This window comes from Enterobacter hormaechei ATCC 49162 (genome assembly GCF_001875655.1).
In the GTDB taxonomy this organism is placed as follows: Bacteria; Pseudomonadota; Gammaproteobacteria; order Enterobacterales; family Enterobacteriaceae; genus Enterobacter; species Enterobacter hormaechei.
Genome location: NZ_MKEQ01000001.1, coordinates 3,629,413 through 3,644,188, shown reverse-complemented (window position 1 = coordinate 3,644,188; position 14,776 = coordinate 3,629,413). Strand labels below are relative to the sequence as shown.

13 protein-coding genes are annotated in these 14,776 nt (G+C 54.0%); 1 reads left to right on the top strand and 12 read right to left on the bottom strand.

The features are described from left to right. Nucleotides 1-12: 12 nt before the first annotated feature. The 9 genes from wcaF to BH712_RS17935 form a co-directional block, all read right to left on the bottom strand. Nucleotides 13-567, bottom strand: coding sequence for a colanic acid biosynthesis acetyltransferase WcaF (wcaF, locus tag BH712_RS17975; RefSeq protein WP_006811242.1), 555 nt, complete (start codon nt 565-567; stop codon nt 13-15). Between the two features lie 16 nt (nt 568-583). Beyond that, on the bottom strand, nt 584-1,330 hold the full coding sequence (gene wcaE, locus BH712_RS17970) for a colanic acid biosynthesis glycosyltransferase WcaE (protein ID WP_003863510.1): 747 nt from the start codon (nt 1,328-1,330) through the stop codon (nt 584-586). Nucleotides 1,331-1,346: 16 nt separating this feature from the next. Continuing rightward, a complete protein-coding gene (gene wcaD / locus BH712_RS17965) occupies nt 1,347-2,567 on the bottom strand; it encodes a colanic acid polymerase WcaD (RefSeq protein ID WP_006811243.1) in 1,221 nt (406 codons plus the stop codon). Beyond that, nucleotides 2,542-3,759, bottom strand: a complete 1,218-nt coding sequence (gene wcaC / locus BH712_RS17960) for a colanic acid biosynthesis glycosyltransferase WcaC (protein ID WP_006811244.1) — start codon at nt 3,757-3,759, stop codon at nt 2,542-2,544. Before wcaC ends, wcaD begins: the two co-directional genes overlap by 26 nt. After that, on the bottom strand, nt 3,756-4,247 hold the full coding sequence (wcaB, locus tag BH712_RS17955) for a colanic acid biosynthesis acetyltransferase WcaB (RefSeq protein WP_006811245.1): 492 nt from the start codon (nt 4,245-4,247) through the stop codon (nt 3,756-3,758). Before wcaB ends, wcaC begins: the two co-directional genes overlap by 4 nt. Continuing rightward, the gene (wcaA, locus tag BH712_RS17950) at nt 4,247-5,089 is read right to left on the bottom strand and encodes a colanic acid biosynthesis glycosyltransferase WcaA (protein WP_006811246.1); all 843 of its coding nucleotides are present in this window, start codon (nt 5,087-5,089) and stop codon (nt 4,247-4,249) included. The genes wcaB and wcaA overlap by 1 nt, the downstream gene beginning before the upstream one ends. Before the next feature lie 122 nt (nt 5,090-5,211). After that, nucleotides 5,212-7,374, bottom strand: coding sequence for a tyrosine-protein kinase Wzc (wzc, locus tag BH712_RS17945; RefSeq protein ID WP_006811247.1), 2,163 nt, complete (start codon nt 7,372-7,374; stop codon nt 5,212-5,214). A 2-nt stretch (nt 7,375-7,376) separates the two neighbouring features. Continuing rightward, complete coding sequence (gene wzb, locus BH712_RS17940) at nt 7,377-7,820, bottom strand: low molecular weight protein-tyrosine-phosphatase Wzb (protein WP_003862078.1); 444 nt, start codon at nt 7,818-7,820, stop codon at nt 7,377-7,379. A gap of 6 nt (nt 7,821-7,826) precedes the next feature. Beyond that, the gene (locus tag BH712_RS17935) at nt 7,827-8,963 is read right to left on the bottom strand and encodes a polysaccharide export protein (RefSeq protein WP_003862079.1); all 1,137 of its coding nucleotides are present in this window, start codon (nt 8,961-8,963) and stop codon (nt 7,827-7,829) included. 693 nt (nt 8,964-9,656) lie between these two features. Here BH712_RS17935 and BH712_RS17930 point away from each other — a divergent pair. Then, a complete protein-coding gene (locus BH712_RS17930) occupies nt 9,657-11,240 on the top strand; it encodes a TerC family protein (protein ID WP_006811248.1) in 1,584 nt (527 codons plus the stop codon). Between the two features lie 90 nt (nt 11,241-11,330). Here the strand turns inward: BH712_RS17930 and asmA are convergent, their stop codons facing one another. The 3 genes from asmA to udk all read right to left on the bottom strand — a co-directional run bounded on the left by asmA (nt 11,331) and on the right by udk (nt 14,519). Next, nucleotides 11,331-13,181, bottom strand: a complete 1,851-nt coding sequence (gene asmA, locus BH712_RS17925; RefSeq protein WP_006811249.1) for an outer membrane assembly protein AsmA — start codon at nt 13,179-13,181, stop codon at nt 11,331-11,333. Between the two features lie 23 nt (nt 13,182-13,204). Further along, nucleotides 13,205-13,786, bottom strand: coding sequence for a dCTP deaminase (dcd, locus tag BH712_RS17920; protein ID WP_006811250.1), 582 nt, complete (start codon nt 13,784-13,786; stop codon nt 13,205-13,207). A gap of 91 nt (nt 13,787-13,877) precedes the next feature. Then, on the bottom strand, nt 13,878-14,519 hold the full coding sequence (udk, locus tag BH712_RS17915; protein ID WP_000130320.1) for a uridine kinase: 642 nt from the start codon (nt 14,517-14,519) through the stop codon (nt 13,878-13,880). Nucleotides 14,520-14,776 lie beyond the last annotated feature (257 nt).

Here is a 14,776-nt window from a genome sequence, read left to right as displayed (position 1 = left end):
CCTCTGTACTTATCAAAGTTTTTCAGTTTCAACGCGTTCGCGTATCACCACTGCGGGGTTGCCACGGCAAACCGTATTTGCCGGTAGCGATTTAAAAACGCTGCTGCGGGCACCGACTACCGTGCCATCGCCAACAGAAACACCGGGTGCAACAAAGACATCCGTTGCCAGCCAGCATTTTTCGCCGATCACAATTGGCGAAGCGGTAATATCAAAATGCTGACTCATAAAATCGTGGCTGCCGGTGCACAAATAACATTTCTGTGAGACCACCGAATTTGCGCCAATCGTAATCTCGCCCAGGGTATATAACACCGCGTCATCCCCTACCCAGGCGTAATCCCCAAGCGTTAATTTCCAGGGATAGGTAATTTTCACCGAAGGACGAATGACTACGTTTTTTCCTATTTTTGCGCCAAACAGACGCAGTAAAAATGCGCGCCAGCGGTACAGTATTTGCGGCGACCAGGCAAATAACGTTGCCTGTACAGCCCACCACAATTGAACTTTAATACCGCTCCCACCCCGAAAACCTTTCGGCACGGAGAATCCATTTAATTCCTGCATTACGTTTCCTTATATCTCAGGCTTTGTTATATAAGGCTTTCGCTTTACCCGTCGTTTTCAGACGTAAGAAATAAGATAATTCCGCCCAGAACCCCGGCACGCGTAATATTTTACGCTGCACATTTTTGGCATCCTGGCACAGTTCCAGATTATTCGAGGTTGACACGCCGCCCATGGAAAATTCAGAGACCAGTCCTTTAATTCGACGGAACGGGTAGCCAGATTTGTACAGACTGGCGGCCAGGGCATAATCTGATGACACTTTATAGCGTAAATCGTAAGGTTGTTTTTTCAGGCCGCTCATCGGGAAGAAAATAGCCTGATGGCTGGCAGGCAGGCTGTGGTAGATATACCAGCCTGGTTTCGCGCCGCGCAGCACTTTTTTCCCCTCACCGAAATCCAGAAGCGCATCACCGATAAACATGGCATCTTCTTTCTGGCGCGCCAGCTGGCGGGCAAACAGGGCCACATCTTCATGGAACACATCGCCGGAATTAAGGAAGATGGCGTAACGCCCCTGCGCCATGTTGATACCTTTATTCATGGCATCGTAAATGCCTTTATCTTTCTCGCTGATGTAACGTAAGTTGAACTCACCGTTGAGTTTTTCCAGGAACTCCGCCGTGCCGTCGTTCGAGCCGCCATCAACCACGATCCACTCAAAGGTGAGGCTTGGATCGCGCGCCAGATTGCGCAGCGAGCGCCAGGTTTTTACCACCCCTTCGTAGTTACGAAAGGCGACAGTAATGACGCTAAGAAACATAAATCACCTCATTTCGTCATGCCCGCGTAATATTTAGCGCTTTGCGCAAAATAAACGGACATACAATTAAGAACGCATATTCCGGGCTAAATATTGACCCGGTAAAAAACAGCGACACCGGCGTAAACAGATAAAGCTGAACGCGAAAGTTCTGGTTATCACCAAACGCGTTAATCATCATTTTGAAAACTTTAAACAGATACCACAGTGTCAACAGTACGGCGAACCAGGAAAAATAAATAATTAACAGATACAGACCATTGTCTATGGTTTTACCGACATCCGCACCGTTAAAGATTCCGAATGATGCAACATATTCGTAAAGTGAGCCAAATCTTACTACGCCATCAATATGGGTTAAGGAATAACCCACCATCACCAGGGGACCAATGATGCGATAATAGGACGACGAACCTTCCGTTCCCAAATCACCCAGGCGTTCAGAAATGTACGGAAAAGCAAATATTACGCCCACTAAAAATACCGTCAGAGAGATTATCGCCAGCGGCAGTTTTTTCTTAATCGCCTCTTTGTTCAGGTACTGGAACGCCCACTCCAGCAGGTAAAACAGAATAAACGTCATTACCCCGGAGAACGACCCTGACAGAACGATTCCTGCAAGAATCATAGCATCGGTCTTGGGGGTTTTGATACCGAACTGTTTGATGCTGAGCCAAATTGAGATTAACGCCAGAGCGAAAAATGCCGGTTCAAAATAGAGCGCCGTTGTACGCTTGCCACCAAACTTAATGAAGTTCAGTACATAGCTGTTACTGTATATAAGATATTTCGAAATTATTTCCATCAGGCTACTGCCGCCGGTGAGAATAATTTGCGCCATCTCCATGGCCGCGAGCATAACAATCAGCCCGACGACAATATAAAAGAACCTAAGGATTTTCCTATAATTGTGCGGTGAAATAGTTTTAAAGCGAATACTCCACACCATGCCAATAATGATAACGATATAAACAAACAGCATGGTGGAGGTGACATATTTGCTGGCGTCCAGCGACTGACCAAAGATGTAGTTAAATGCCGTCAGACCAAACCCGAGGCCCAGCGCAATCATCAGCTTTTTGAGGTTAAGCTTGTCAACGTACAGCAACAGCAGAACCGGCAGGAAGGTGACGATGGTAATCGGGAAGCTTTCGCCGAGCTGGGCAATCTTGACGTTGACCAGCAGGTAGATCAGCGGCAGCAGCAGATAACTACAGATTCTGATAGAACGAGACATACTCCTCCAGCATCTGTTGTCCACTGTAGGCCTTGCGGCTGCGGTTGCGGAACGATTCCAGGTCCGTGCCAAAAACAGCCTGCGCGATATCGGCCTTCGGCAACTGCACCAGCGGCAGCACCTCGTTTTCAGCGAAGGTTTTACCGCCCGATTTCTCCAGCACTTCACGCGCCGCGTCGCTGTGGGTGGCAATGACCGGCACGCCAATGGATAGCGCTTCGCACAGGATCAGCGGGTAGTTGTCCACGCGGGAGCTGAACACCAGCGCGTCCATACCGTTGAGCGCGCTCATCAGCTTGCGCTTGTCGGTTTCAAACCCATGGTTCACCACGTTAGCGCCTTCGAATGGCGAGAATTTGCCGAAGGTATGCAGTTCAATCCTGTCACCGAGCGCCATCATGTCGCGCACCAGCTGTTGATTGGTTTTGCCGTCGTAGCGCAGGTCATGGGCGACGACCGCAATTTTCGGCTTACCGACGGTCACGGCCACGGGCGTCAGTTCGGCCAGGATCGCTTCCGTCGCCACATCAATACCGTTGTTAATGATCTGGCAGCGCCCTGCTCCGTACAGGCTATTAAAAGCATCCGCCACGTGCTGGCTTGGGGAGATAAAGGTGCAGCCGAGCGAGAGCATGTCGCGGAACAGCTGACGCTTACCCTCAACCAGCTGATGCGCACGATCGATCTTCACCGGCGGGTAGTTGCTTAATGTCGGGCATTTCTGGCAATTATCTTTCCAGCCCTCGCAGCCGTCGGTAAAAGCGCAACGTCCGGTCACGCTCCAGTGGTCGTGCAGCGTCCAGACGAATCGGGTGTCCGGCTTGTGCGCCTTCACCTTGCCACAAAACGCCACCACCTCGTCCAGATTCAGCCAGTAGCTGTGCAGCACGTGAAAGTGCAGCACAACCGGCCCGCTGGTGCGGGTGACGGTGCGGTAGAGATTATTCAGGTTGCCGAACAGATCGCGGTTAAACAGGCGGAACAGCGCAGTATTGGCAATGGAGGTCAGACGTGGCGTCTGTTTCAGCACCTGCGGATAGTTATCATGGCTGACGCTTTTCTTGCCGCCCTTGCCGTAACCGTAAACAAAGCGCGACTGGAGTCCTTTTTGCAGCGCACGCTGGTGCAGATCCAGCGCCACGCCTGCCGCCCCGCCCTCTGCGAGGCGCACGTTAAATTGCAGAATGTTCATTTAATCACCTTCACGCGGGCTTTCTCGCCCACCACCAGCGCGTTGTCCGGAATGCTGTCCAGCACCACGCTGCCTGCGCCAATCGTCACGTTATTGCCCACGGTAATCTCCCCGATCATCACCACGTTGGCGCCCAGCTCGACGTTATTGCCAATTACCGGACAGGCCAGGCTGTCTGGCCCACGGTTGCCGATTGTCACCCCGTGGCGAATGGTGAAATCATCACCCGCGACGACGAACTTGTTGATGACCACTGCATAGCCGTGATGAATGGTAAAGCGGCGGCCAATGGTGGCAGCGGCCTGAATTTCATAGCCAAAAAAGCATTCGGTGATGATGCGATACAGCACCAGCACCGGTGCGGCCCAGATATTGTTCAGTACATTTTTTTTGCGCCACACGGAGCAAAAGTGCGCAATACGGTAGGCCAGAACCATGCAGCACGGGCGCAGGCTCCAGCTGTTAGCGCGGCAATCTTCCAGAAACATTATTTCCCCCGAAGCCCGTCAGCCAGACGCTTGCCGTTACGTACCGACAGCAGCGTCAGCAGCGTGCGCCAGTTCATGCGCTTGTTGCGGATCTGATACAGGGTAAAGAGCTGATACTTGCGGCTGGCACGGTCGAACTTGTCCTTATGCTTGCGGTAAAAATGGAAGTAGCCCGAGAATTTCTTCGGTGACGAGGTGATTTGCATCTCCCCGTGATTGATATGCAGGATCTGCGTGGCCTCTTCCACCTTCCACGGCTCGCCGTACTCCACCACCATCCGCAGGAAGATGTCGTAATCCTGCGCCGCCTTCAGCTCGGTATCGAACAGGCACTCCTTAAAGCGCCATGCCCAGGTAAACACCTGATTACCGATAATGTTGCGCTTGTAGAACAGGCGGCGGGAATAGGGTGATTTCGGATACAGCGGCAGACTGGCGGGCTGCGAATAGACCTCGCCCTGGCAGACATAGTCGTTGGCATACAGAAACGCGTGAGTCACCAGCTGCGCTTTGTGCGACAGGAAGATCGACAGACGGTTTGGCGTCCATTCGTCATCGTCGTCGATACCGGTCAGATACTGCCCTTTCGCCTGCATAATCGCCTGGTTGCGCACCGCACACGCCCCGGAGTTGATGGCGTTGTGGGTGTACACCACGCGCGGGTCGTTCAGGTCTTCAACAAACTTTTGCAGTTGTTCGTAAGAGGAGGAACAGTCATCCACGATAATCAGTTCCCAGTTATCGTAATCCTGACGCAGGACCGATTTAATCGCGCGGATCGCCAGTTGCTGACGATTCCATGTCGGCATATAGATAGAAATCAAAGGGCGTTGTGTGCTCATGTATTCCTCCTGCCCCTCACCCCGGCCCTCTGCCCGGAGGGGAGAGGGTGAAAGACCGCACCAGTCAGTCCCCTCTCCCCTTTGGGGAGAGGGTTAGGGTGAGGGGTGTGGGGTGTGTTTTGTTATTTAGAGTCAGACTTGTATTCGTACTCGTAGTAGCCGTAATCCTGATACCCGGTCGCGCGGCGGAAGATGGAGTTCAGAATGACCCCCTTCACCTCAATCCCGTTCTGCTCGAAGCGGCTCAGGCTGGTTTCCACTTCCTTCAGGGTGTTCACCGCATAGCGTGCGACCATCAGCGTGGTGCCTGCATGACGTCCCACCACGGCAGCGTCAGTGACGGCCAGAATTGGCGGGGTATCGATCAGCACCAGGTCGTAGTTTTTGCTCGCCCACTCAATCAGCTGCGTGAAGCGCTCGCTCATCAGCAGTTCAGACGGGTTCGGCGGCACCTGGCCACGCGGGATCAGGTCAAATTTCGGAATCGAGGTCGGCTTGGCGCTTTCGCTGATTTCCCCTTTACCGAGCAGGATTTCCGACAGACCGTTAACGTTGTTGGTGCCCAGCAGCTCATGGGTGTAGCCCTTACGCATGTCACAGTCGATCAGCAGCACGCGCTTGTTGGTCTGGCTCACCACCGCCGCCAGGTTGGCACAGACGAAGGTTTTACCGATTGACGGGCTGACGCCGGTCATCATCAGGACGTTGTTTTTGGCCTGCATCATGGCGAAGTGGAGGCTGGTACGCAGGCTGCGCACCGCTTCAATCGCCAGGTCGGTCGGATTACCCACGGCCAGCAGCTGGCTCTGTTTGTAACGTTTGACGCCCTTGATGGTTTTCACGCTGTCACGGGACTTCTGCCACTCTGAAAGCGGGATGCTGGCGTATACGCTGATACCGTTCTCTTCCAGCACCTGCGGGCTTTCGATACCGCGGTTGAACAGCGAGCGCAACAGCACGCCGACGATAGAGAGCATCAGGCCGAGAATAATGCTGCCGAGGATAATCAGCGCTTTCTTCGGCTTCAGCACGCCCGGCTGGGTAATGGCCGGGTCAACGATACGCACGTCGCCGACGGTGCTGGCTTCGGTGATTTTCAGCTCCTGCTGTTTGTTCAGCAGTTGCATGTAAACCTGCTGGCCGGATTCCACATCACGCGTCAGGCGAACAATTTCCTGCTGCGTCTTCGGCATCGCGGTCACGCGGTCATTCAGCTTCGCCTTCTCTTCTTCCAGGGTACGACGTTTTTCCAGCAACGTGCGGTACGCCGGGTGACGTTTGGTATAGAGCTTGGAAATCTCCGCCTCTTTGAAGGTCAGCTCGTTCAGCTGCGCATCAATATTCACCATGGAATCGAGAACCGATTTCGCCTCCAGCGGCAGGTCGACGGAATCCTTGTCCTGACGGTACGCGTTCAGCTTGTTCTCAGCGTCATCCAGACGGGCGCGCACCTCCGGCAGTTGCTTACTGAGGAACGCCAGGCTTTTCGCGGCTTCCGCAGACTTACGCTCAACGTTCTGTTCCAGATAGTTGCGGGTGATGCTGTTCAGGATGTCGCGGATCTGATCCTTGTCTTCACCGGTGAAGGTCATGCTCAGAACGCCGGTATCCTTGCCGTTTTCGGTGACGGTCAGGTTATTTTGCAGGTTGTTGATCATCCCGAGCGTCGAGAATTTAGTGACCGTAAACTCCCCGCCCTCATGCGCCTGAATAGCGCTGACCTTGATGCTGACGCCCTCTTTGGTCAGCATCTGCCCCACTTCGCCGCGCGCGCTGAAGCCCGCGTCGCTGGTCAGCTGATACTGTTTTGGTCCCAGCACGGTCAGGGTAAAGGTTTGGTCCCCTGCCCCTTTGGGGATCACAAAGTCGGTCACTTTTACCGTATCGTTACTGCGCCCCATCAGGCGATCCCAGCCAGCGCCAAACACCGGGAAGGTGTTTTTGGTGACCGCAATATCCAGCCCCAGATCGTGAACCGTTTTGCCCAGTACCAGGCGCGACTGGATCAGCTGAATTTCGGCTTCCGATGCTGGCGGCTTGTTGGCCAGCGCCGAGCCGATATCCTGAACCAGTGAGTTTCCGGTATTTTGTTCGATCTGCACCAGCGCGTCGGCGCTGTAAATAGGCGTCGCGAACAGCGTATAAACGATCGCCGCCACGGCAAAGATGGCGGTAATACCCAGCACCCACCATTTCGCTTCAATAACGGTCCCGACCAGGCGACCGATATCGATTTCATCACTGCCCGACGTCGGGGCGGCAGAAGGTCTTGTTTTTTCTGTCATTGTTATCCCTGCTGAGCTTTCAGTGCCTGCGCCCACTGACGGGCAGACTGGTCTAGTAAGGTGTATACCGCCTCAAAGGCCTCGCGGCTCTTGCGATACGGATCGGGAATTTCGCGCTCGCCATCCCAGTGACCAAACAGCATCACCTTGCCGCGCATCTCCGGTGCGATATCGCACAGCGCGTGAATGTGGCGTTTTTCCATCGCGAGGATCAGGTCATATTCCCGGCACATCCGGCCAGAGACCTGACGGGCAACGTGCCCGTCGAGTGAGAGGTTATGCTCAAGGGCAACGCTTGCGGCACGTTCGTCGGCACCTTTTCCCACGAGCGCGCCCAGCCCTGCGGAGTCGACCGTTAACGCAGGCTGGTAATTTTTCAGCAGCCTTTCAGCCGTGGGGGAACGGCAAATGTTCCCCACACACACCACCAGAATTTTGTTAAACATCGCGGCTTACCAGTTATGAACGTCGCTCGCCGTATCCGTCATGTAGCGAACGCCACTGATGGTAGGCAGCAACTGGTTGATCAGACGGTTCCAGCGGGCAACCGGTGCGGTGGTAACATAGACCACATCGTACGGCTGGAGACGGAACGACGTTGCCATGACCAGCGATGTCGCGTCGGACATATCCAGCTGGTAGATGTTGGCAATCTTGCCCTTCGCGTTCTCGCCTTTGATAGGACGGATCACGAAGATGCCGCTGGCGTTGGAGGCGGTCAGGTCGATGCCTTCCGCATTGCCCAGCGCTTCGGTCAGGGTCATACCGCTGAAGTCCATCTTGAGGGTGCTCTGTTTCTTCACTTCACCCATCACGAACACTTTCAGATCGTCGTTGCGCGGCACATACAGAATGTCGCCCGGATAGAGCAGGCGGTTCTGGGTCAGGTCACCGTTTTGCATCAGCGCCTGAAGCGAAATGCGCTGCTCTTTGCCGTTGTGGGTCAACACCACGTTGCGCCAGTCAGCGCCGTCGGTTAAGCCGCCTGCGGCATTGATCGCATCCAGCACGGTGAGCGGAACGTTGGTGATCGCCTGCTGACCGGATTTGTTGACCTGGCCAGAGATATAGGCTTTCTGGGATCGGAACGCGGCGATATTAACGTCCACCTGCGGGTCAGCAATGTACTGCGCCAGGCGGCCGGTAATATCACTACGGATTTCAGCAAGCGTTTTGCCCGCGACGTGCACTTTGCCAATGTAGGGATAGAACATGGTGCCATCGGACTGTACCCAGTTACCGGTGTCGCTTGAGCTGCGGTACTGGCCCGCAGGCGTGGTCAGCTCCGGGTGATCCCAGACGGTCACGTTAATGACGTCACCCGGACCTACGCGGTACTGGTAAGAGGCAATTTCCTGGTCCAGAGACATATTTGGCTGAGCAACATTTGGACGTGGGCGTAATTGTTCTACCAGACGTGGGGTTAATGGATAAACATTCACCATTTTGTCGAGATCAAAATCAGCATCCTGCTGTTTAATCACATCCTTGCCCATTGTTGACATATTGCTGCCGGGAAAGACCGTGCAACCACTCATCAAGGTCACAGACACCAATAATGGCATCAATTTCATTTTGGATTTCATCATTGATTATTTATCACTTTGGCAGAGTAATTATCCTGTGCAATTAAAATAAGCGCGGGTCGTGGTGACAATCAGAATGCAGTTAATCATTTAGCAATATAACTGGCATCAGTCCTAAAAAAAGCTTATTCATCCATTGGCTATTGACAGAATAATTGAGGCTGATTCACACGCTTTCAGGCACGCTACCGCCCTTGGCTTTCAGTTACCAATCCACTGACTAAACAATGCGTTATGGTTAGACACCCTCTTTGATAAGGCCTTTTGTGAAATATATCAATCACCTCAAAAGGCAGACTGATAATGTATAACCTTCACCTAAGACCGAAACAAAAATAGCAACAAGGAGATTTAACATTTGATGCTGGAAGAATTGTTGCAGCTAACCTAATAGCAGGCAAGGAGACAACCGTCCTAATATTCGTTTTTAAGATTAATATTAAGAGCAAAGTTTTAAGGTTTTCGGATTTTCTTTATATTGACAAAAAAGATCATCACGCCATTTATTGCGATATATCCTAAATTTTGTCTTCTGTAATTAATTCTTCGCAATTAACTTATTTACACCGCCCGGTAAATGGGTTTTACGTGAGTGTAGCATTAAGAGAAATCTCACCCCGGCATTGCAATTTTCGTCGGCTTTATCCATGATCGAAGTGTGACATTAGTCATATAACAGAAGGTATTGCATTTACTATGGAATGGATTGCCGATCCATCAATCTGGGCCGGGCTGGTGACGCTGGTCGTCATCGAATTAGTACTCGGCATTGATAATCTGGTGTTTATCGCCATCCTCGCCGATAAATTACCCCCTTCACAACGCGACCGCGCCCGCGTGACGGGCCTGCTGCTCGCCATGGTGATGCGTCTGCTATTACTGGCCTCAATCTCCTGGCTGGTGACGCTGACCAAACCCTTATTCAGCATTCAGAGTCTGAGCTTTAGCGCCCGCGACCTGATCATGCTTTTCGGCGGATTGTTCCTGCTGTTCAAAGCCACGGTTGAGCTTAATGAGCGACTGGAGGGAAAAGACAGTGAAAACCCCACCCAGCGACGCGGCGCTAAATTCTGGCCGGTGGTCGCGCAAATAGTGGTGCTGGATGCCGTCTTTTCTCTCGACTCCGTGATCACTGCCGTCGGGATGGTTGACCATCTGGCCGTGATGATGGCCGCCGTGATCATCGCCATCACCCTGATGGTGCTCGCCAGTAAAGCCCTCACGCGCTTCGTGAACAGTCACCCGACTATCGTCATCCTCTGTCTGAGCTTCCTGCTGATGATTGGCTTTAGCCTTGTGGCGGATGGGTTTGGCTTCCATATCCCGAAAGGATATCTGTACGCTGCCATTGGTTTCTCGGTGCTGATTGAGTTCCTCAACCAGCTGGCCATTTTCAACCGTCGCCGGTTTCTCTCCGCCAACCAGACATTACGCCAGCGCACCGCAGATACCGTGATGCGTCTGCTGAGCGGCAAAAAAGAGGATGCCGAGCTGGATGCTGAGTCCGCTGCGATGCTTGCCGACCACAGCGACGGGCAGATCTTCAACCCGCAGGAACGCCGGATGATAGAGCGCGTGCTTAACCTCAACCAGCGTTCGGTGAGCAGTATCATGACCTCGCGGCATGACATTGAGCATGTTGACCTGACGGCACCGGAAGAGCAGATCCGTGCCCTGCTGCATAAAAACCAGCACACTCGCGTGGTCGTCACCGGCGGCGAAGAGGAAGAAGAGCTACTGGGCGTGGTGCACGTGATCGACCTGCTGCAACAGCAGCTTCACGGCGAGCCGCTCAACCTGCGCGCGCTGGTGCGCCAGCCGCTGGTGTTCCCGGAAGCGCTGCCGCTGCTCTCCGCCCTGGAACAGTTCCGCAACGCGCGTACCCACTTCGCGTTTGTCGTTGATGAATTTGGTTCTGTGGAAGGGCTGGTAACGCTTAGCGACGTCATGGAAACCATCGCCGGTAATCTGCCTAATGAGGTGGATGAGATCGATGCGCGCCACGATATTCAGAAAAACGCCGACGGCAGCTGGACCGCTAACGGCCATATGCCGCTGGAGGATCTGGTGCAGTTCGTTCCGCTTCCGCTGGATGAGAAGCGCGAATACCACACCATCGCCGGTTTGCTGATGGAATATCTGCAACGCATTCCGCAGCCGGGCGAAGAGGTTCAGGTGGGGGATTACATGATCAAAACCTTGCAGGTAGAGAGCCATCGCGTGCAGAAGGTGCAGCTGATACCGCTGCGCGGTGAAGATGAGATGGATTTTGAGGTGTAAAAAAGCCGGGTGGCGCTTCGCTTACCCGGCCTACGGTGTCTGGCTTTTGTAGGCCGGGTAAGGCAAAGCCGCCACCCGGCACAACAGGCATCACAGCTTATCGAGCAGCTTTTTCACATCCTTACCTGACTGAGACTCTTTATTGCGATCCGCCCAGTCATTCAGCCGACGTTTCGCTTCATCCTGAAGGTGCTTACGCAGGATCTGATCGACCTGCAAACTGTAATTCAGCTCTTGCCATTTTCCGTAGACGCGCAGCGGTATCGGCGTCTCTTTCAGGAACTCGACAAGCTGACCTTCACCTTCCCAACCGGCCTTCACGCGGACGTTAAAGCGGGTGTCTGCCGTCTCTTTCACCAGATCCAGCGCGCCGGTTCCGGTCAGCGCCAGCAGAGAGGAGGTTCCCTGCATCTCGTCCAGCGAGAGCTGACCGTTGTCGAGGGCAAGCTCGCTGGTAAAGCTGTCGAGACGGGTTGCGCTGTCGTAGTTTTCATTCGCTTTCACGCTGCTGCTGCGCTCTACCGCCTGCTGCACCAGCTGCTGGAAGTTAAGCCCTTCCATGCGCGAATCTTTCAGCTCAACGTGCGCCTGCCCCTGCCAGCTACGGCGGAACGCGTCCGCATCAATCTTCGTGCCGGAGAAATCCCCTGCCAGCGACAGCTGCCCCGTGAGGGCAATCGGGTAATTAAAGGCTTTCAGGATGGTGCCAATCTCAACGTTTTCCAGACGCGGCTGGAACGCGGCGCTGGCAACGTTTTTGCGTACATCCAGCGTGCCTGGCAGGGAGAGGTTTCCTGCCCCCATTTTTCCGCTGAGTTCGGAGATGACCAGCAGGCCATTGTGGTTGAACATCTGGCTACTGACGTCAGTAAAATCAATGCCACGCCAGCGCACGCTGTTCGCTTTCAGCAGAATGTCGGCGGTAAATCCGCGCAGGCCGTTGTAGTCAGGCTGATCGAGATTAGAGGAGATAACCGGACGCGACTGCGTGCCCTGGCTTTGCCCCACCTGCGTGCCCCCTTCATCGGTCGCGTTCACCGGCTGGGGCGGGAGCAGGTTCTCAAGGTTCAGCCTGTCGAATTGCAGATCCAACACCCACCTGGGTTTCTCATCAAGCGTGACGCTCGCCTGCCCTTTCAGGGTACTGTCGTTGGCCTGAAGGTTGAGCGCGTTCAGTTCGAGCTGTTTGCGCTCTTCGTGCCACACCGCCTGCATCGTGCCCTGCCCGACGATCCCTTTTGTGGGTAAATCCGCGCCGGTCAGCTGCCAGTTGAGTTGCTGAACGTCCGCCGTCAGCTGGTGCGGGTAGTCCGACGCGTTCACGTTCGCGTTCATCGACAGGTTGAGATCGCGCTGATTGCGGTTGATACGCCCGGAGAACTCCATAGTGGCGTGATGGTTGGCGTCCTGCTCCATCCTGAGGTTGATATTGCGTACGGTAATCTGTTCGTCATCTTCATGCTGGAAAACCAGCACGCTGTCAGCGACTTTCAGATTACCAATATCGAACGACCAGCCGGTGTCAGACGGAACGTCAGGCAAGGTATTTTCACGCGGTGCGACCGGGGCATCCGCCTGACGAACGGCTTCGGTTTGTGGCGTAAGCTGAATCACCGCCCCTTTCAGCATCACCTGTTCTACCTGGAGCTGATGGGATAACAGCGGGATGAGCGCGACATCAAGACGCATGTTATCCGCCGTGACCAGCGGCTGGGCGGCGCCCGGCGCGGTGAGCGACATACGTCCGGAGAGAATGCTGAGCTGAGGCCAGACATGCCAGCGCAGCGGCCCGTCCAGCTTGAGTTCATACCCGCTGCGCGCTTCCACCTGCCGCACCATATAGGCCCGGAAGTCATTGGGGTTAACCAGCAGCACCAACGCTGAAAGGCCAGCCACCAGCACCACCAGCAAAATCATCAGCGTTGTCAGAACTCTTCTCATGGCTTCCTCAGTGAACTCACAGATCAGTCTTTATCGATACGACTGGCAACCGCACCCTGCTGGTCGCGATATTTTGCGTCCTGACGGCGGTTATAAGGACGGTCTGCCGGGCCGGTCAGCGGTTCGAAGCTCAACGCACCAATCATCATACCCGGGCGAAGCGCCAGCGGCAGTTTACCGGCGTTAAAGAACTCCAGCACGATACGGCCAGACCAGCCCGGATCGATACGGTGCGCGGTGACGTGTACCATCAGGCCCAGACGCGCCAGGGAAGAGCGTCCGTCAAGCCAGCCGACCAGATCCGCAGGCAGCGTGACGGATTCAAAGGTCACCGCCAGCGCCAGTTCGCCAGGATGGAGATAAAACGCCTCTCCTTCTTCAATGACGATTTCGTCGCTCATGACGCGATCCAGCGCCGCACTGACTTCGTCTTTCGGCCCGCTGAGGTCGATAAACGGTGCCGTGTGGCCGCTGAAGGTGCGGAATTTATTCCCCAGACGCACATCGACGGTCACGCCGTTAATACGCTCAACCGGTGGACGCGGGGTGATAGACAGGCGGCCTTCATCCAGCCAGGCTTCTATATCGCGGTCACAAAGACGCATGGCACTTTCTCCTTTCGTGCATCGCGCCCTGAAGCCTTACGGCGTCAGGGCAAAACCAGGTTATCTCTGAACGGTACACAATTCACACGGCTTATTCAAAAAACTGACTGATTTTCGCTTTTAAGATATCAATGGCAATACGGTTTTTACCGCCGCGAGGCACGATAATATCGGCGTATTGTTTCGAAGGCTCAATAAATTGCAGGAACATCGGACGCACGGTTTTCTGATATTGCGCCATGACGGAGTCCATGGAGCGGCCGCGTTCGTTAACGTCGCGTTTGATACGACGCATCAGGCAGATATCCAGCGGAGTGTCGACGAAAATCGAGAAGTTCATTGATTCGCGCAGACGGGCGTCGGTGAGCAGCAAAATCCCTTCAAGGATGATCACCTTTTTGGGCTCGATGCGGATCGTTTCCTGGGTGCGGGTATGTTCCACATAGCTGTAGACGGGCAGTTCAATCGCCTCGCCGCGCTTCAGCGCTTCCAGATGCTGGAACAGCAGGCTGTGATCCATCGCACTGGGGTGGTCGTAATTGGTTTTTACGCGCTCTTCCATCGAAAGATGGGATTGATCTTTGTAATAGCTGTCTTCGGGAATAACACCGATATGCTCATCACCCACTTGTTCACGCAGTTCGCGATAAAGCGTACTGGCAATAAGACTTTTACCTGAAGCCGATGCGCCGGCGATGCCTATGATGACGCACTGATGAGACTTATCAGTCATAAATTTAGCGACCTGATTAACCTGGATGTAAGGAAGGACGACGCCGGAGCGTCAAACGCGGCAATTATAGGGATTTCGGAGACGTGATACCAGTCGAATGCGCAGGTTATGCGAGGCGGGCTGAAAAGCGCCGTTTCACGCCTTTAGCGAAATTTTTACGCGCGGTTTTTCGCCATTTCATCACCCTTCTTCGCAGAGTAACTATTTTATAAGTCTATGAAGTCAAAATCTGAGCACTCAGCATATGAATTGTAAAA

What these genes read in the sequence shown, in the direction of transcription:
- wcaC (WP_006811244.1), bottom strand. Translation starts at nt 3,759, where the DNA reads ATGAACATTCTGCAATTTAACGTGCGCCTCGCAGAGGGCGGGGCGGCA.
- wcaB (WP_006811245.1), bottom strand. Translation starts at nt 4,247, where the DNA reads ATGTTTCTGGAAGATTGCCGCGCTAACAGCTGGAGCCTGCGCCCGTGC.
- wcaA (WP_006811246.1), bottom strand. Translation starts at nt 5,089, where the DNA reads ATGAGCACACAACGCCCTTTGATTTCTATCTATATGCCGACATGGAAT.
- wcaD (WP_006811243.1), bottom strand. Translation starts at nt 2,567, where the DNA reads ATGTCTCGTTCTATCAGAATCTGTAGTTATCTGCTGCTGCCGCTGATC.
- dcd (WP_006811250.1), bottom strand. Translation starts at nt 13,786, where the DNA reads ATGCGTCTTTGTGACCGCGATATAGAAGCCTGGCTGGATGAAGGCCGC.
- BH712_RS17935 (WP_003862079.1), bottom strand. Translation starts at nt 8,963, where the DNA reads ATGATGAAATCCAAAATGAAATTGATGCCATTATTGGTGTCTGTGACC.
- wzc (WP_006811247.1), bottom strand. Translation starts at nt 7,374, where the DNA reads ATGACAGAAAAAACAAGACCTTCTGCCGCCCCGACGTCGGGCAGTGAT.
- wcaE (WP_003863510.1), bottom strand. Translation starts at nt 1,330, where the DNA reads ATGTTTCTTAGCGTCATTACTGTCGCCTTTCGTAACTACGAAGGGGTG.
- asmA (WP_006811249.1), bottom strand. Translation starts at nt 13,181, where the DNA reads ATGAGAAGAGTTCTGACAACGCTGATGATTTTGCTGGTGGTGCTGGTG.
- wcaF (WP_006811242.1), bottom strand. Translation starts at nt 567, where the DNA reads ATGCAGGAATTAAATGGATTCTCCGTGCCGAAAGGTTTTCGGGGTGGG.
- BH712_RS17930 (WP_006811248.1), top strand. Translation starts at nt 9,657, where the DNA reads ATGGAATGGATTGCCGATCCATCAATCTGGGCCGGGCTGGTGACGCTG.
- wzb (WP_003862078.1), bottom strand. Translation starts at nt 7,820, where the DNA reads ATGTTTAACAAAATTCTGGTGGTGTGTGTGGGGAACATTTGCCGTTCC.
- udk (WP_000130320.1), bottom strand. Translation starts at nt 14,519, where the DNA reads ATGACTGATAAGTCTCATCAGTGCGTCATCATAGGCATCGCCGGCGCA.